The sequence below is a fragment of the Bacteroidia bacterium genome (assembly GCA_037045145.1).
Taxonomy (GTDB): Bacteria; Bacteroidota; Bacteroidia; order AKYH767-A; family OLB10; genus OLB10.
Map to the genome: position 1 here is coordinate 839,098 of JBAOIA010000011.1, position 17,015 is coordinate 856,112.

Here is a 17,015-nt window from a genome sequence, read left to right on the forward strand (position 1 = left end):
ACACTATTTAATTTCCCAAACAGAAATTGTAAGTTGTTTATTACCAAAAGTACTTACACCCCAAACTTTTTTTTGTTTGATATTGGTTGCATAATCTAACTGAACGGCTTCGTCATGACCTTCAGCCAATGGCCATGTTTGAAGCGTGTGGTTTTTAAAATCTTCAAAGTATAATGTCAGCGAACGATCAAAATACACAGCGGTTTCTTTTTCCAGATCAACTAAAAGAGGCTTGCATTTATTTGTTAGTCTGTCGCTGAACCAAAGATCGCTGCGTTTTAATGCAAGATAGGTCTTTCTGTTGCCAACCTTCTTGATAAAGTTATAGGCAAACTGATAGATGTAACCATCCTGATAGTTTAACCACAGGTTGTAAGAGTAATGAAACCTTGTTTTATAAAAATCCTGATAATAGTCGGGGTTGTTATAGTATGTAGGGATAGAAGCTATTTCAAAAAAACGATAAAAGTGATTCAGGCTTTTATACCAGTCTTCAGGTTTGTTATAAGGAATGATTTCCATTTTTTTTGTCTTTCGGACATATTTAAATATACGAGTTTCTTCGTTATCCATCATCATCAGATTGTCAAACTCATCAAACTCCATATTGCGCAGACAACCTTCATAGGGAAGTTTAATTTCATCAAGTATGGTTCCCTGATTGTTAATTAAAAAGACATACGGCTGATTACAGGAGTTGAAGGCAATTATCTCATCTGCATCTACGGCAATTCTATAGGTGAAAATTCCGCCATCAATTACCCTGTCGCGTTCAAGTGTAAAAAGATCTGTCTTAACAAAAGGCCCACGCCTTTCCTGACTATAAATGTATGATGGAAATATTATGATTAAAAGAAAAGTAAAATAAAACCGCATTCAATAAAAATTTACGGGTGCAAAAGTCAGCTTTTTATACATGCAAACCGAATAAAATAATAACTTGACTTTATGTATTACTTGATGCTAAAATGCAATTTATTCCTTTATCAGTTTTACAGGCTGTATGTTTGGATCAGATGTAGTCAAAAAATAAACACCTTTAGATAAATCCGAAGTTGATAGTGACCCTGAAATTGAAGAGAAGGAACCTTTTGAAACTATCCTTCCGGCTACATCTGCTATAAAATATTTTATGGAAGTGTTAGCAGACTGAATATGCAAGACGTCTGTAAATGGATTAGGATACACATTGAATTGTGATGGCTTTTGTTGTTGAATGCCAGTAGTTGAATTCAGGTAATTACCAAGATAAGAATATAAACTGAATTTGTTCAGTTTTGGCGCAATCGAAATTGGCCCCTGAACTAAGCTTTCATTGGTTAAGAAATAGTCGAGTCCATTTTCACTAGCTATTCCCTCAATCTGATGAAAAGGTAAGGAGATATTTATTTTTCTCTTATTACCATTAAAGAAGGCATTATCCTGATAATCGTATAATAGATATAGGAATGGTTGCACTAAGTTGGTGTAACCACAAAGTACGGTTAACTGTTTTTGTTGTAATGTTACAGCTCCGGTTATTAAACCTTGTACATTATAAGTGGTTATTGAGTCGGCAACGTAGGTTCCCGGAGTTTTGGATAATGCATACAAGGTTGTTTTTTGTGAAACCCACTGTTTGGTAAAAAGATAAATACTGTCAGTAGTGAGTACCATTGCTTCACAGTCAAAGTTGGTGTTGTTGGCTCCTGCAGAAGAAAAATTTGTTTGATCCGGATAAGAGAACATAATACTGTCTATGATTGGATTTCCGGCAATCAAAGAAGCTTTTTCTACTCTTATTATTTTTAAGTTAGTTCTATTCCCTGCTACATTATTGCCAAAATCGCCTATATACAAGTAGGCAGTATCAGCATCTAGGTCTTCCCAATCATTATTGACAGCCCATTTTACATCATAGTCTTGCAACAGACTGCCGTTGCTGGTGTCAATGGCATGTAGGTGGGTGTCTGTATCATCATTGTTTGTCCATAGTTCATTGTTCCACCATAAAAGCCCGGAGGTTTCACTTAGCTGTGGTGGAAGTGTAAAAGTTGTACTCGGACTAATGGACACAGAATTATAATGACAACTACCATCATTAATGGTTGCTGCAGCATTGTAGTTGTTGGCTAGCGGATCGGTGCATCCTGATTGTGCATGGGTAGCTGTTGCCAGTGTGCTCACTATAAGGGAAATGATGAGTGTAGGTGTTTTCATGTTAATTTTTTAAAATGTTATTTTTTAAATAGTACGCATTAAATCAAAAACTAGTTAAAGTGCATTTAGCAGACATTGTACTTAATGCGTATAATTTTTTTTATAGATGGTGCTTCATCAAAGCGAGCAAATGTAAAATCAAGATAAGAGAATTTACTTCTGAAGGAACAATTTTTTATAAATGTGTAAAATGGCCTGTAGGTTGAATTCAGCTACTAGAACTATGGCGTTGAAGGTTACCGCACCGCTTTTGGTTTCAAAAATAATAAATTATTATCAAAACCATTTGACTGATTCGTTTCTATGGTATGGTAACAAGTCCTAAGTAATAAATCTGTTTATTATATCACGGAAATGATGACCTTTGCAACTATAATGAAATTGATTGTTGTCATCCTGTTTTGGGTCTCATTGATGGGTCTATTACATACGTATGTTATTTTCCCATTGCTCATGCGTTTGTTACTTATTTTAAAACTCAGAGCCAAAGCAAGCGATAACAACATTCCTATCAGGCCTGTTGTGAGTATTTTAGTAGCAGCACATAACGAAGAAAAGGTGATTGCTGAAAAATTGGAAAGTGTCATGCAAAACGATTATCCGGCTGATAAACTGGAGATTTTTGTTGGGTCTGACAATTCTGATGATGGCACAGATTCAGTAGTAAAAAAGTTGTCGGAAAAGTATCATCAAATATCGCTTATAAGATTTGAGAGTCGCACCGGCAAACCCGGAATCATCAATCAACTGGTAAAGCAATGTAGTGGAGAGTTGTTGATTATTACTGATGCCAATGTGATGTTTGAAATGAATACCATTAGTGCTTTGGTACAGCGGTTCGAAAATGAAAAGGTGGGTTTGGTTGACAGCAATATGGTAAATGTTGGTATGCTGCAAAGCGGAATTTCTGTGCAGGAAAAAAAGTATATACAAACTGAAGTGTTGACTAAGTTTGCAGAAGGCGAAGTATGGGGAAGTATGATGGGCCCTTTTGGAGGATGTTATGCAGTAAGGAAAAATTTATTCAGTGATATTCCGGCAAATTTTCTGGTTGATGACTTTTATGTCTGCATGAGAGTGCTGGAGCAGGGTTATCATAGTGTAAGTTCGTTAGAGGCTATTGTTTATGAGGAGGCATCGCATAATCTTTGGATAGAGTTCAGGAGAAAGGTGCGTATAGCTACCGGAAATTTTCAAAATCTGGCAAAGTTTAGTAAGATGATTTTTAAAGGCAGGGGCATTGGTTTTTGTTTTATGTCTCATAAAGTTTTAAGATGGATTGGACCTGTTCTAATGTTGATTTTATATTTCTCAGCTTTTACAGCCTGGTGGTTGTCAGTTGGTATAAATCCGGTTTTGTGTTTGGGCGTTTTTGAAGCAATATCTCTAAGTTTTCTGTTGTTTCTTGCAGACAGGTTACTCAATTTGTTTCAAATACATGTAGGATTACTCAGGCTTAATACGCATTTTTTAGCCATGAACGCTGCAATGCTCAAGGGGATGTTTAGATATATTAAAGGTGTAAAAAGTGGCGTTTGGCAACCTACAAGCAGGACGCAGAAGGCATAATAAGATATTATAAAAATTATTGTAGGTTTGTATCCCATTTGACACTAAAAAAATGATAACAACACCATTAAAAATATTTATTGTTGATGATGATAATCTGATGTTGGAAATGCTTCGTGACAGAATAGGTCAGCATTCATCACACACGGTTTTAACTTTCAGCACAGGCGAAGATTGTTTGAAGCATGTTGCAGAAAATCCAGATGTTATTATTCTTGATTATTATCTGAATTCAAAAAATCCGGATGCATCTAATGGTATGGAAATTTTGAAAGCGATTAAGAAGTACAATCCAAATATTCACGTAATTTTTCTTTCAGGACAAGAACGCTATGGTGTGGCTATGCAAACTTTACAAAAGGGCGCAGAGTATTATGTCATTAAAGACAATGAGGCATTTGGTAAAATTGAAAAAATATTAAGCGGTATTACTGTAACATAAATCCATTTTGTAAAAAATTGATATAGTTATTTTTTGAATATAGCTCACCTATCGGTTATCGTCAATACACCACTCCGAATAAGAAGTTGGGGTTTCCTCCAGTTTTAAATAAACCAATTTTATTTTATCCGTAAAATAGGAAGCAAGTTGGTTCTTAAAATGCAACAACAGATTTTCACAGGTTGGTTGCACATCTAAATAAATTATTTTTTCAAACTGCTGTGTAAGCACAGTATCAAGCAGCTTATGTGGCGAATTGTTATTGAGGACTAAGGCGTGATCAAATTTCCGGATAATTTTTTCGTGTACAATTTCTTTCAATGCAGAAAAATCAATAACCATTCCTGCTTTGGGACTGCTGTTGTCAATGATGGGTGTACCCATTAAGGTTACTGACAATTTGTAGGTGTGACCGTGAATATTTTTACATGGACCGTCATAACCGAACAAGGCATGAGCCATGTCAAACACAAAAATTTTTGTTACCCGAACTGTTTCATTCATCATTAATGGCATTTAAAATACTCAAACGGCTGACTGCATTCATTGCAATACCACAGTGCCTTACAAGGTGTAGAGCCAAAACGATTCAGAATTTTGGTTTCTTTACTATTGCAACGAGGACAGGTAACCGGTTTCTGTGCTGCAAATATACTATCCATTCCGGTTTCATCTTCAGGGGGTGCTATGCCGTGAGCTTTCATTTTTTCAAGCCCTTCTTTGCTTATCCATGCTGTAGTCCATGCGGGAGATAGTACGGTTTTTATTTCTGATTGAAAACCTGCACCATTTAATACCTGTTTGATGTCTTCTGTAAAAACAGACATGGCCGGACAGCCCGAATAACTTGGCGTAATTGTAATAATAGCTTTTTCGTTTTTCCATTCAACATTGCGTACAATACCTAAATCAATAATGCTGATGACAGGAATATCCGGATCAGGAACGGTATGCAGCAAAGCCCAGATTAATGATTCTGTTGCATTGCTGCTTTCAGTATTTTTTACTGATGACATGACTGTTTATTCTACCATTTAGCATCAGGATAGGCTCTCTGCAAAAATTGCATTTCGCAAAGCATGATACCTAAATGCTCTGTATGAATACCATTGTAACCACCGGTAATGGTGTTGTTCGTTTCGGGAATGTTAATGTTCGCTGCGGCAAATATTTCATTTACATTTAACTGCCACTTCGCTAATAGCGTGTCCGTAGTAAAGCTAATGCCGTTATCAACTAAAGCAGTGTCGGTATCATTCATTACAAACATATCTTGTGTAAAACGCCATAAGTTTGTGACAGCCTGTTGCACACGCTTTTTGCTTTCATCAGTTCCATTACCAAATCTGATGAGCCATTCGCTGCTATGTCGCAAATGATATTTTACTTCTTTAATTGCTTTAGCGGCAAAGCCGGAAAGCGTTTCGTCATTGCTGTTCAGCAGGGATTCGTACAGTTGCTTTGCAAAGGCTGAGTACAGAAACACCTTCATCATAGTTTGGGCAAAGTCACCATTTTGCTGTTCCACCAACAAACAATTGTAGTATTCTCTTTCACTGCGTTTGAAGGCCAGTTCGTCAGCACTAAAATCATCTGCTGATAATGATGATGCATATTCATAAATCATTTCAGCCTGGCCAATCATATCCAATGCCATATTAGATAAAGCAATGTCTTCTTCCAGAAAAGGACCTCTGCTGCACCATTCAGCCAAACGCTGGCCATGTATCATGTTGCTGTCTGCCAATCGCAGGCAATAGTTATATAATGCTTCTTTTGTTTTCATTCTTACAGATTTTTTGTCCCTTGCGGCATTTTATAAAAGTTGGGTGTGCGATAAATTTTATCGTTTGCCGGATCAAAAAAATCAGCAGCATCATCAGCAGTAGTTGCAGCGATACTTTCAGTAGGAACTACCCAAATGCTGCGTCCTTCGCTTCTGCGTGTATATAAATCTCTTGCATTCTGAAGTGCCATTTTTTTATCTGCAGCATGCAGGCTTCCCTGATGTTCAAAAGGTCCACCGTTTTTTGTCTGTATAAATACTTCCCATTGAGGAAACTGATTGTCGTTTTTCATTCTCTGATTTTTTAATTTGATATGGACGAATTTTCTTTCTCTCTGTTTTTTTCAAATGCGTTTGCACAGTCACGAACCCATTTTCCTTCGTTATGAAATTGTATATGATGGCTCATTCGCTGAAAATTGCAAGGGCCATTACCCTTTACCACACTCCAGAATTCATCCCAGTTGATGGGGCTTATTTCCCAATGCATGGTTTCTTTGTTGTACTTTAAGTTCTTATCAGGTATGGTAAGTCCGATATGATGTGCCTGTTCAACAGTTCGGTCAATAAATCGCTGACGCAGGGTGTCATTACTTTCAACTTTTATTTTCCATTTCATTGAATCTTTTGAATGCGTAGATTCAGAGTCATGCGGACCAAACATCATCAGTGATGGTTCCCACCAACGGTTCAAGGAGTCTTGTGCCATGTTGCGTTGTGCCGCAGTTCCATTCATCATCTTTGCCATTATTTCATAACCCTGACGCTGATGAAACCCTTCCTCTTTACAGATGCGGATCATTGCACGCGAATAGGGCCCGTAGCTGCATTTCGCCAACATGGTTTGATTTACAATTGCTGCTCCATCAACAAGCCAGCCAATTGCACCCATGTCAGCCCAGTTTAATGTTGGGTAATTAAAAATGCTTGAATATTTTGCTTTTCCGGAATGCAAGCATAGCTATCATCTCTGTTCTGTCAATACCAAATGTTTCGGCAGCAGAATAGAGATAAAGTCCGTGCCCGGCCTCATCCTGGATTTTTGCCAGCAGAATTTTTTTTGCACGTAATGATGGTGCTCGCAACAACCAGTTTCCCTCGGGTTGCATACCTATAATTTCCGAGTGTGCATGTTGCGATATTTGTCTGAATAGAGTTTGTTTATATGCTTCAGGCATCCAATCACGAGGTTCTATTTTTTCACCTGCATCAATTCTTAGCTGAAACTGTTTTTCTTTTTCTTCTTCTGTCATAATTTTTTAAATTATAATGTTCCTCTTCTTGCCTGTTCGGCCTCTATGCTTTCAAACAAGGCTTTAAAATTTCCTTTACCAAAAGATTTGGCTCCTTTACGTTGTATAATTTCATAGAATAATGTTGGTCTGTCTTCAACCGGTTTGGTGAATATCTGCAACAAATAACCTTCTTCATCACGATCAACCATGATACCCCATTTTTTTAACTCTTCCAAATCTTCTTCAATAATTCCAACACGTTCTTTTACTGTATCATAATAGCTTCCGGGTACATATAAAAACTCAACACCGCGTTTTCGCATTTCTGATATAGTATGCACAATGTCGTCAGTAGCTACAGCAATATGCTGGCATCCTGCACCTTCATAAAAATCCAGATACTCTTCTATCTGCGATTTCTTTTTACCCATGGCAGGTTCATTAATCGGAAATTTAATGTATCCATTACCATTTGTCATTACCTTACTCATCAATGCAGTATATTCCGTAGAAATATCTTTGTCATCAAACGTAATCAGGTTATAGAATCCCATTACTTCAGCATAAAATTTACTCCAATCATTCATTCTGCCCAACTCAACATTGCCAACCATGTGATCAATATATTTTAACCCTGTGGGTGCAGGATTGTACTCAGACTGATATTTTTCGAAGCCCGGTAAAAAAACACCGTTATAATTTTTGCGTTCAATAAACAGGTGTACCGTATCACCATAGGTGTGAATGCCCGACCTGCGTACTTCTCCGTCTTTATCTTTGATGGTTTCCGGTTGCAGATAGGGTTTAGCGCCACGTTTCACTGTTTGTTCAAATGCATCATAAGCATCGTTTACCCATAGTGCAATTACTTTAATACCGTCACCGTGTTTTTTTATGTGTTCGGCAACCGGACTTTGCGAATTGAGAGGTGTAGTTAAAACTAATTTTATTTTTCCCTGTTGCAGAGCATACGATGCGCTGTTACGGACACCTGTTTCTAAACCTGCATAGGCAAGGTCTTGAAAGCCGAAAGCAGTTTTATAATAATGTGCTGCCTGTTTTGCATTGCCTACATAAAACTCTACATAGTCTGTTCCCAACAGTGGAAGGAAATCCTGTGCCTGCGAAAAAATTTTTGTTGTTTCGGAGTAGTTGAAATTTTTTACTGCTGTTAAATCGTTCGTTGCCATTGGTTGTTTGATTTAAATACCCCCGAAACTCTGCTCTCCTTGGTGGAGGTGAAAAATGAGAGAGCAGGAGTAGGGGTATGTTGCTTCTTTATATTGCTTCAGATTCGTGCATGCGCCACGACTGATAATATTCTTCAATTTCAATTTCTGTTGCTGCCTTCGTGATTTTTACCGGATTAAACGGATCAATCATTACTGCCAATTCATTGGTTTCTTTTTTACCTATGCTGCGTTCAATGGCGCCCGGATGCGGACCATGTGATAGACCACCCGGATGCAATGTTATTTGACCTTGTTTAATATTGTTTCTACTCATAAAATCACCATCAACATAATAAAGCAGTTCATCGCTATCCATATTGCTGTGATGGTAGGGTGCTGGTATTGCCTGTGGATGATAATCATATAATCGGGGCACAAAAGAGCATACTACAAAATTGCTCGACTGAAATTGCTGATGTATAGGCGGAGGCATGTGTATGCGTCCTGTAATGGGTTCAAAGTTGAAGATTGAAATACCATAAGGATAGAAACATCCGTCAAATCCTACTGCATCGAAAGGATGCGTTTCATAGATGTATGGATAAATCAAACCACGTTTCTTGATGTTAATCAGAAATTCGCCTCTTTCATCATGTGTCTCTAATGAATGTGGCAGCTTAAAATCTCTCTCACAGAAGGGAGAATGTTCCATAAACTGTCCGTACTGATTGCGATAGCGTGCAGGCGTTTCTATAGGAGCATGAGACTCTATGAAAAGCAACTTATTGTCGGCAGTGGTAAAATTAATTTGATAGATGATACCTCTGGGAATGATAAGGTAATCGCCATATTCAAAATCAATTGAGCCAAACATGGTTTTCAGTACACCACTTCCACGATGGATGAATAACATCTCATCGGCATCGGCATTTTTAAAAAAATAATCTTTAGTACCTTTTGTTGGTGAGGCCAAACCTATCTGCATGGCATCATTTACAAAGAGTACTTTTCTGCTTTTAAGATAATCGTTTTCGGGAGCTACTTCAAAGCCCAGAAAACTCCTTGCCTGAAGGTTGTCTTCAACAGCTATTTCCGGTCTTACACTGTACGGCTTGCCATGATCTTTAACCATGGTGGGTGGATTAAGGTGATATACTAAGGACGATATTCCTGAAAATCCTTCTGTACCAAAAAGTTCTTCGTGATACAGGCTGCCATTGTTTTGACGGAAAACTATGTGTCTTTTATTTGGGGTCTTACCCTGTCGTTGATAGAGTGGCATTGCAAAATATTTCTGCAAAGAGGTCGAAAATCCTCGTTTATTGATATGATATTTATCAGTATGTAGGGTGATATTTTGTTTGTAGATGGTTTTATTGAGTTTTGTTAATATTGTCTGAATATGAAAAAAAGAGAGTCTAATCAGGAATACAGATTAATAACACTGCCTAATAAAATTATTAAAGTGTTGGCTGACGGAAAATTTTCGCAGCTAAACACTGTGGATATGGAACAACTGTTTCATGCCTTAATGTTTCAATTAGCCTATCCGCAGTCGGTGAAACAAGAAGCGTTTACTTTAAAGAAGTTGAAGCTATTAACTGCTGCCATTAAAAACAAAACGGCTGCATTTAAACATAAATTACAGAACAGTGGATTGCCTTTTACCATTATGTCAGTGCAGTTTACACATGATTTTCTTCAATGGCTGTTGCAGCAGAAGGAACTAAAATTAAAATTTCAGCAGTTTGTAAATAAAGAAGTAGATTTAAATGAGTTGCTAAAGCTGACGTTAAACCCGGCAGAGAAATCCGAAACTACTGCAGGCCGTAGTAATGACGATTTACTCCAATCACTTGGGATTAAACAGCATGAAGTTCTCAATTTTCTTGTGAATGAATTTTCTAAAATTTACCAACCTGAAGTAAAAGATTACTTGTTTGACAGTTTGAGTTTGCAATGTGACTTAACACCACTAAACGAATTTTTTTCATTACCCTTTAATCGTTTCACAAGGAATAAAACATTCTATCACGATGAGATTTTAAAAAAGTTTGATTATAAAACTGTTTTAGATTCTGAAATTAATGCTGCCATAAAATTAACCGAGCCAGACAAACTTAAACTGATTAAGACAATAAAGAATGCAATGGCACTTACCAACCGCGAGACCGATACAGTTACCTATATGGATGAAAATACCTTACGCTATTACCAGCTTGAGCGTGGCATTTCGGTAGCAATTTATGGTATGACTTCGCAAAGGCAACTACCGTTTGAATCTTATATCGGTTATACTTTGCTTAAAAACGGATTCCCCTGTGCCTATGGTGGTGGATGGGTGTTTGGTAAACACGCATTGTTTGGGATCAATATTTTTGAATGGTTTCGGGGTGGCGAGTCGGGCATGGTGCTTTGTCAGCTGCTGCGTGTTTACAGGCAGGTTTTCGATATAGATTATTTTGAAGTGGAGCCTTATCAGTATGGACTTGATAATCCAGATGGTATTGCTTCGGGAGCATTTTGGTTTTATTATAAGTATGGCTTCTGTCCTGTTGACAAAGAGCTTAAGAAAATTGCTGAACGTGAGTTTCAGAAAATAACAACCGATAAAAACTATCGAACACCGGAAAAAATATTATTAAGATTTACGGAAAGCAATATTGCACTTGCCTTAGAAAAAGTGAATCAAAAAACTATTGTTGAGGTAACTTCTCTGATATCACGAATGATTAGAAAACAATTTAGAGGTAATAGAATGTATGCAGAGAAGGAGTGCATGAGCTTGTTTTTGCAAAAATCGCAAAGGGTTGTCAATGATGCGGAATATAGTGAAGCACTTCTGGAAGTGGCATTGTTGTGCGAAGCATATAAAATTAAAGATGATGAAACAATAAATTTACTCTATACCATGGCGCAAACCAAACCTGTAAATCCTTACGACTATCAGAGCATGTTGTTGAAGTTTTTGGAAAAAGTTTCAGTGTAATTTTATTTTTTAATGATGTGCGGCAATAAACAGAAATAAAAAAGCCATTGCATTTTGTACAATGGCTTTTTTATCCTTGGTTAAGCTATATTATCGTCTGATAACAATTCGTTTATTTACTGCCTGTCCGTTCATGTTAATTTTTAAAACATAAACACCATCAGGCAATTCAGATAGATTTAAAATAGTTTTGCCGTTGCTTTGTATAAAGTTGAAACGTTTTACTTCCTTTCCAATCATATTGATTACAGCAATTTCAATTGCTTTTCTTTCGCTGCTGCTTTCAATGTTTAAACTGCCGGTTGTAACTGTTGGATAAATATTTAAAGCACCTTGCTCAATGTTATTTAATCCTACAGGACCGTTTGAAATAGTAATGTCATCTAAGGCAACATTAAATCCAAGTGAGTCTTTAGTGTATTCAAACTTTACCTGAATGTCAGTTGTATTGAGACTTAGTGTATAAAATGTTCCTGACAATGGAACCGGATTGTAGGTTTGAATATTGTTCCAGTTAGTACCATCAGCAGTAGTGTAAATTTTAAAAGGATTAGGTTGTGTACTGCCATTGCCTTTCATAAAAAACTTTAAGTGGGTTGCATTGCTGAATGTTGGTGAAATGATTGTGGCACCTGTTATATTAAATTTATAAGATGGACAGGAGGTGGCACATGATGAGCCTGTTGTATAAAAAGTTTTACCGATAGCAGAAGTATCGTTGTTTGTAATAGTCCAACCGGAAGGTATGCTTGTTACCAACCCATCATATCCGGTAAAATCGTATGATACCAATACCTGTGAGAATACGTTAGTAGTGATTACGGCAAATGCAATTGTGAGTAGGCGTTTAATCATGTTTTTAAATGTTTATGCAAATATAGCTATTGAAAAGTAATAAAATGCGCAAAAAATGACTAAATCATTCAAAGGCTGCACATATTAACACTTTGTTTGGGTAAATGTTTGTTTGTATTTTACAATCTATCGGGCTACCATATCATAATGACAATGGCTAAAGTCGGTGCTGGTACTCAAGGCAGACATATTGTCGGTACGATAAAATTTGGTGTAGCCCAAAGAGCACAATAAGCTGACTAATGCTAAGGCACTGCTGTTGTTTTCTTTCAGATTATTATCGTCTAATTCTATAAAAAGGAGTGGTTTGTGTTTTTGAATAGCTTCTTTACCGCCATTGATGACTGCATATTCAAATCCTTCAACATCAATTTTAATAAAATCAAGATGCGTAATATTTTTTTCTGTTACAAACTGATCCAGCGTATCAACATTTATTTTTTTAAAAGCAATAGCTTTCTCTTCGCGGATTATTCTGTTCATTCCCGGATTGTGTTCATTGACTTCATACAGTTTCAACTCCTCCTTTTTTTCACCAAGACCCAGGTTTATGAGATTAATATTTTGGAAGGTGTTAAGTGCAATGTTTTCCTGTGCACGGATAAAAATATCGGGATGTGGTTCGAACGAAAAAATTTGCGCAGTACTATTCATGGATGCATAATACAATGATGTGTAGCCTATGTTTGCCCCAACGTCAAATATTACTCGTGCATTTTTCAGTTCTTTTTGCACCGATTGATGTGCTGCATCTGTCAATCCCCAGTAGATAAAATGGTCAACAACATGGCTGATGTCTAATTTGTATTTTATGCCATTGCGCTCCACCATACGAATACTTCCTTTTTTAAAAAGATAGTCTGGTGGTATTACTTTTTGCAATAGTTTATTGTCCCATTTAAGAGTTAGGGTAAGCAGCAATTTTTCAAAAACGGGTATGGTGAAAATACTTCTGAAAAAATTTAAAAACCTGGTTTTTGCAGATTGTTTTAAATGATAATTGTCCATGTAGATGCTGTTTGGTGTGGGCCTGCTGACTTTATTTGTGGTGTCGAAACTACACAATGTTTGCATATTTCATGCCATGGAATGGTTCGAATTAGAAAAGAAGTCTCATAGAAGAATATAGTTGATTAGTGTAATTTTATTTAAAATTGGTTTCGACATTATTTATTAAGAGCCTCAATATTGAGGCTCTTAATAAATGAAAATAGTTATTTGGTAACGGTTAAGATTTTCGAGTCAATTTTTTGACCATCAACTTGCAGTGTATAAATATAATTCCCTGCAGGCAATGAATTTGCGGATACATTTACAGTACCAATACCTATTGATAGATTCTCAAATCGTAATACAACCTGTTGATTTAAGTTGTAAATATAAATACTTGTTTTTTTTGCTTCATCATGCACAAAATATTTAATTGTACAGGACGATGTAAAAGGATTAGGTTCGTTTTGATACAAGTACGACATGTCATGAGTGGACACTTTTTGTTGTTGTTTTGCGGAATTTATGCTGCAACAAGCAAGTGCCATATTTTCAATTTCTGATAACCTTGACTTTAACTGAGTTATTTCCTTTTGTTGTTCTTTCATAGCTTCAACGACAATTGGTATAATTGCATTGTAGTTTACAGCATAATTACCATTTTGGTCTTTAAAAACAACTTCAGGCACAACTTTTTCTAACTCCTGCGCCAAGAATCCAATCTGTTTATGGCTATCAAAGTTTTCAGCAGGATAATTTTTTCTATCCCAATAATAGCTATATCCATTCATAGATAGTAATTTTTCAAGTGGAGAAGTAAGTTGTAGTATGCTTGTTTTATATCTTTTGTCGGAAGATACAACCAATGTATTTGTAAAGGTTAAACCATTTACATCAAGCAGTGCTTTTGTACCTGACAAAGCTGGGCCTAAGTTGGCAACATAAGATGAAGAGGAATTAAACACTCTAATGCTATTAGTGCCAATACCCACCGATCCAGAAGTAGTGTTTACCGTAACAGGGTCAATATAAATTGGACTTAAGCAAGTTAGTCCTTGTGTATTCCAATAAGGCACATAGTTGTTTGTTGTTGGAGAGCAATTATTGTAGTTGGTCGGTATGTTCAATTGTTTAACAAAAAGGCGTGTATCATTATTGGTTGACTTTGGACTTCCTGCTGGGTTTTCAATTACTAAAAAATAGTTTAAACTGTTATTTAATGGTAAATCTGAAAATCTAATATCTGTGGAACCAGGTAGTCCGGACATATCGCTAATCATAAAATTCCCAACAGGGTTAGAGGTTCCAACTCCAACACTAAATTTTCTTGAAATAGAGCCATTTCCTAGAACCATACAGTCGTTGCAATCTGCAATAGAGTTTGCACCAATTGCGGTTGCAAAATCATGGTTAGTTGAGCCTAAACCAGAATTAGCCCCAAAGGAGGAACAATTTGTGTGATTTGCTCCTGATATACCAGCATTTACACCAAAAAATGAATTGTTTTGACCATTGGTATTTGAAAAACCCGATTGTAATCCAATAAAAGTATTATTGGAACCAGTGTTGGTATTATCGCCACTTGAAAAACCCATAAATACATTGTTGGATGCAATAGTATTAGAGAATCCGGAGCGAAGTCCAATAAAAATATTGTTTTGACCACTTAGTAAATTCCTGGCGGAATTTATTCCAATACCAATATTGTTACTTGCAGTTGTGTAGGTTGCTCCGCTCCAATGTCCAATAAAAACATTAGAAGATCCGCTTGCTTGATTTTGTGATAAACCACCAGCTTCCATACCAATAAATAAGTTTTGAAAGCCACTGATATTGTTTAAACCCGTGTTTGTTCCAATAAAGGTGTTTGAATAGCCGGTTAGGTTAAATTCACCACATCTAGCACCAATAAATGTGTTATTAGTTCCAGTGGTTGCACTACCTGTATTGCTGAAGCCGGATCTAGCACCAATAAATGTGTTATTATTGGCAGTTGTGTTTGCTCCTGATTCAAATCCAACAAAAGTGTTGTTGTTAGAATTTTGTGATAAACCACCAGCAGCCATACCAATATATACATTTCGAATACCAGTGATATTGTTTAAACCTGTGCTTGTTCCAATAAAGGTGTTTGAATGGCCGGTTAGGTTAAATTCACCACATCTAGAACCAATAAATGTATTATTATTTCCAGTGGTTGCACCACCGGTATTACTGAAGCCGGATCTAAATCCCATAAATGTGTTATTATCGGCAGTTGTGTTTGCTCCTGATTCAAATCCAACAAAAGTGTTATTGTCAGATGCTGCATTCAATTGTGCTCCAGCAAAACTACCTAATATAGAATTGTTAAAACCTGCATTGCTGTTCCCAGTACTCGCTCCAATAAATAAGTTGTTATTTCCTGCTTGACTAGAAGCATTGGTGGTTTGAACTGGAGACTGAGGGAAGTTGACTTGTGCAGCTACAATGCTGCTAAACGTGCTGAACGTTAATAAAAACATTAATTGTTTCATAATATTGATTTTTTAGTTTATTAGCGTAAATTTAATGCTTATTTCTTTCTGAACTGCTTCTTACAATTGAATATTTCAACTTTAGACTTAAAAATGGTTTTTCGAAATATTTGTATGATAAATAGGCTATTGATATAACTGCTATAAAAACCACTATATAAATGATTAAGTAATTAAGTGGAAGTTGACTGTTTGAAAAGTGAATTGCCTTGGCGAGGTAAAAAATAACCAACGGGTGGATAACATAAATACCGTAAGATATCTTTCCAACAAAATCAAAGACTGGGTGGTTTAAATTAACGATTCTTTTTTCTGTTTTTATTTGCCCAATAATCACCACAAGGGTAACCACACAAAAAATTTCATTGTCCAGAAAAGAAATAATATGGAATTGGTTGACAGCGGCAAGTACAATGGCCAGCCAAGCTATTGACTGTACAAAGTAATTGTTGGTGAGCATCAGAAACCATTTGTTTTGTTGAAAATACAGAATGGCACCCACGGCACCAATGAGCATACATTGAAAGCGTGTAGTATGCAATATAGAATATGCTAAACCAATATTACCATTATTATATTGAATGTCATAAATGCGGATGGCAGTTTTCAGAAGTATCAATCCGGCACAAATCAACACTGTCATTATCAGTGTGTTACCCCCCCCCCTTCTGATCAGCCAGGGCCAAAAGGAATAAAATTGTTCTTCAACACCCAGAGACCAGTAGTGCGAAATAAAATCAATGGCTGTTCCGATAATAAATGGAACGTTAGCTGCTAAAAAAATGTAAAACAGAATAGTACTGTTTATAGTTTGTTCTGTAAATTTAATTAAAGTAAGCAGGCTTAAAATCATATAGGCATAGTACAAGGGCCATATTCTAAGCACACGCCTGATGTAAAAGTTTTTGACAGAAATATTGCCGGTTTTTTTTTCTTCCAGCAGCAAATAGGTTATAAGAAAACCGCTAAGTGCAAAAAACATTGATACACCCAATCCTGCAAGTAATGTTGCTTTGGGATTACCATCATCATAAGTACCGAAAATAAAAGCATTGAGACCAAAATCACCAAGCATCATTGTAGTGTGAGCAAACAACACTGACAAAGCTGCAATAGCACGAATACCGTTTAATCCTTTAAAAAAAATTGTTTTCTCAGCCAAAAGAATTTAATTTTTTGATTGGGTAAAAGTATTGTATTAATTCTATAAAGAGAAGCCTTTTTGGTGTGTGGTTTTAAGAAATGTTGTTTTTCAAAAAAGG

The 17,015-nt window shown here is 36.4% G+C and carries 15 protein-coding genes and 1 pseudogene; 3 read left to right on the plus strand and 13 right to left on the minus strand.

What is annotated here, in order from left to right:
• Window positions 1-3 precede the first annotated feature (3 nt).
• The gene (locus V9G42_04730) at window positions 4-876 is read right to left on the minus strand and encodes a hypothetical protein (GenBank protein MEI2758727.1); all 873 of its coding nucleotides are present in this window, start codon (window positions 874-876) and stop codon (window positions 4-6) included.
• A gap of 99 nt (window positions 877-975) precedes the next feature.
• Window positions 976-2,199, minus strand: coding sequence for a T9SS type A sorting domain-containing protein (locus V9G42_04735; protein ID MEI2758728.1), 1,224 nt, complete (start codon window positions 2,197-2,199; stop codon window positions 976-978).
• Window positions 2,200-2,574: 375 nt separating this feature from the next.
• Between V9G42_04735 and V9G42_04740 the strand changes: the two genes are divergently transcribed.
• Together V9G42_04740 and V9G42_04745 are read left to right on the plus strand one after the other, a co-directional pair.
• Complete coding sequence (locus V9G42_04740; protein ID MEI2758729.1) at window positions 2,575-3,768, plus strand: glycosyltransferase; 1,194 nt, start codon at window positions 2,575-2,577, stop codon at window positions 3,766-3,768.
• Window positions 3,769-3,820: 52 nt separating this feature from the next.
• Entirely contained in the window at window positions 3,821-4,210 is a 390-nt protein-coding gene (locus V9G42_04745) for a response regulator (GenBank protein MEI2758730.1), read from the plus strand.
• Between the two features lie 48 nt (window positions 4,211-4,258).
• Here V9G42_04745 and V9G42_04750 read toward each other — a convergent pair whose 3' ends face one another.
• From V9G42_04750 to V9G42_04780, 7 genes and pseudogenes are all read right to left on the minus strand, one after another.
• A complete protein-coding gene (locus V9G42_04750; GenBank protein MEI2758731.1) occupies window positions 4,259-4,717 on the minus strand; it encodes a 6-carboxytetrahydropterin synthase in 459 nt (152 codons plus the stop codon).
• A complete protein-coding gene (gene paaD / locus V9G42_04755) occupies window positions 4,717-5,226 on the minus strand; it encodes a 1,2-phenylacetyl-CoA epoxidase subunit PaaD (GenBank protein ID MEI2758732.1) in 510 nt (169 codons plus the stop codon). The genes V9G42_04750 and paaD overlap by 1 nt, the downstream gene beginning before the upstream one ends.
• An 11-nt stretch (window positions 5,227-5,237) precedes the next feature.
• On the minus strand, window positions 5,238-5,996 hold the full coding sequence (paaC, locus tag V9G42_04760) for a 1,2-phenylacetyl-CoA epoxidase subunit PaaC (GenBank protein ID MEI2758733.1): 759 nt from the start codon (window positions 5,994-5,996) through the stop codon (window positions 5,238-5,240).
• A 2-nt stretch (window positions 5,997-5,998) separates the two neighbouring features.
• On the minus strand, window positions 5,999-6,289 hold the full coding sequence (paaB, locus tag V9G42_04765) for a 1,2-phenylacetyl-CoA epoxidase subunit PaaB (GenBank protein ID MEI2758734.1): 291 nt from the start codon (window positions 6,287-6,289) through the stop codon (window positions 5,999-6,001).
• A gap of 11 nt (window positions 6,290-6,300) precedes the next feature.
• Window positions 6,301-7,249 (minus strand): annotated as a pseudogene (gene paaA / locus V9G42_04770) (1,2-phenylacetyl-CoA epoxidase subunit PaaA).
• Window positions 7,250-7,260: 11 nt separating this feature from the next.
• Complete coding sequence (hppD, locus tag V9G42_04775) at window positions 7,261-8,421, minus strand: 4-hydroxyphenylpyruvate dioxygenase (GenBank protein MEI2758735.1); 1,161 nt, start codon at window positions 8,419-8,421, stop codon at window positions 7,261-7,263.
• Between the two features lie 88 nt (window positions 8,422-8,509).
• Window positions 8,510-9,685, minus strand: coding sequence for a homogentisate 1,2-dioxygenase (locus V9G42_04780; protein ID MEI2758736.1), 1,176 nt, complete (start codon window positions 9,683-9,685; stop codon window positions 8,510-8,512).
• A gap of 120 nt (window positions 9,686-9,805) precedes the next feature.
• Between V9G42_04780 and V9G42_04785 the strand changes: the two genes are divergently transcribed.
• Window positions 9,806-11,392, plus strand: coding sequence for a hypothetical protein (locus V9G42_04785; protein ID MEI2758737.1), 1,587 nt, complete (start codon window positions 9,806-9,808; stop codon window positions 11,390-11,392).
• 90 nt (window positions 11,393-11,482) lie between these two features.
• Here V9G42_04785 and V9G42_04790 read toward each other — a convergent pair whose 3' ends face one another.
• From V9G42_04790 to V9G42_04805, 4 genes are all read right to left on the minus strand, one after another.
• Window positions 11,483-12,247: a T9SS type A sorting domain-containing protein gene (locus V9G42_04790; GenBank protein MEI2758738.1), complete on the minus strand. Its 765-nt coding sequence runs from the start codon at window positions 12,245-12,247 to the stop codon at window positions 11,483-11,485.
• Between the two features lie 126 nt (window positions 12,248-12,373).
• On the minus strand, window positions 12,374-13,321 hold the full coding sequence (locus V9G42_04795) for an FkbM family methyltransferase (GenBank protein MEI2758739.1): 948 nt from the start codon (window positions 13,319-13,321) through the stop codon (window positions 12,374-12,376).
• A gap of 140 nt (window positions 13,322-13,461) precedes the next feature.
• On the minus strand, window positions 13,462-15,753 hold the full coding sequence (locus V9G42_04800; protein MEI2758740.1) for a tail fiber domain-containing protein: 2,292 nt from the start codon (window positions 15,751-15,753) through the stop codon (window positions 13,462-13,464).
• Window positions 15,754-15,784: 31 nt separating this feature from the next.
• A complete protein-coding gene (locus V9G42_04805) occupies window positions 15,785-16,915 on the minus strand; it encodes an acyltransferase (GenBank protein MEI2758741.1) in 1,131 nt (376 codons plus the stop codon).
• Window positions 16,916-17,015: the final 100 nt, after the last annotated feature.

Coding starts and splice junctions, on each gene's coding strand:
- V9G42_04730 (MEI2758727.1), bottom strand. CDS start 876: ATGCGGTTTTATTTTACTTTTCTTTTAATCATAATATTTCCATCATAC.
- V9G42_04735 (MEI2758728.1), bottom strand. CDS start 2,199: ATGAAAACACCTACACTCATCATTTCCCTTATAGTGAGCACACTGGCA.
- V9G42_04740 (MEI2758729.1), top strand. CDS start 2,575: ATGAAATTGATTGTTGTCATCCTGTTTTGGGTCTCATTGATGGGTCTA.
- V9G42_04745 (MEI2758730.1), top strand. CDS start 3,821: ATGATAACAACACCATTAAAAATATTTATTGTTGATGATGATAATCTG.
- V9G42_04750 (MEI2758731.1), bottom strand. CDS start 4,717: ATGATGAATGAAACAGTTCGGGTAACAAAAATTTTTGTGTTTGACATG.
- paaD (MEI2758732.1), bottom strand. CDS start 5,226: ATGTCATCAGTAAAAAATACTGAAAGCAGCAATGCAACAGAATCATTA.
- paaC (MEI2758733.1), bottom strand. CDS start 5,996: ATGAAAACAAAAGAAGCATTATATAACTATTGCCTGCGATTGGCAGAC.
- paaB (MEI2758734.1), bottom strand. CDS start 6,289: ATGAAAAACGACAATCAGTTTCCTCAATGGGAAGTATTTATACAGACA.
- hppD (MEI2758735.1), bottom strand. CDS start 8,421: ATGGCAACGAACGATTTAACAGCAGTAAAAAATTTCAACTACTCCGAA.
- V9G42_04780 (MEI2758736.1), bottom strand. CDS start 9,685: ATGCCACTCTATCAACGACAGGGTAAGACCCCAAATAAAAGACACATA.
- V9G42_04785 (MEI2758737.1), top strand. CDS start 9,806: ATGAAAAAAAGAGAGTCTAATCAGGAATACAGATTAATAACACTGCCT.
- V9G42_04790 (MEI2758738.1), bottom strand. CDS start 12,247: ATGATTAAACGCCTACTCACAATTGCATTTGCCGTAATCACTACTAAC.
- V9G42_04795 (MEI2758739.1), bottom strand. CDS start 13,321: ATGCAAACATTGTGTAGTTTCGACACCACAAATAAAGTCAGCAGGCCC.
- V9G42_04800 (MEI2758740.1), bottom strand. CDS start 15,753: ATGAAACAATTAATGTTTTTATTAACGTTCAGCACGTTTAGCAGCATT.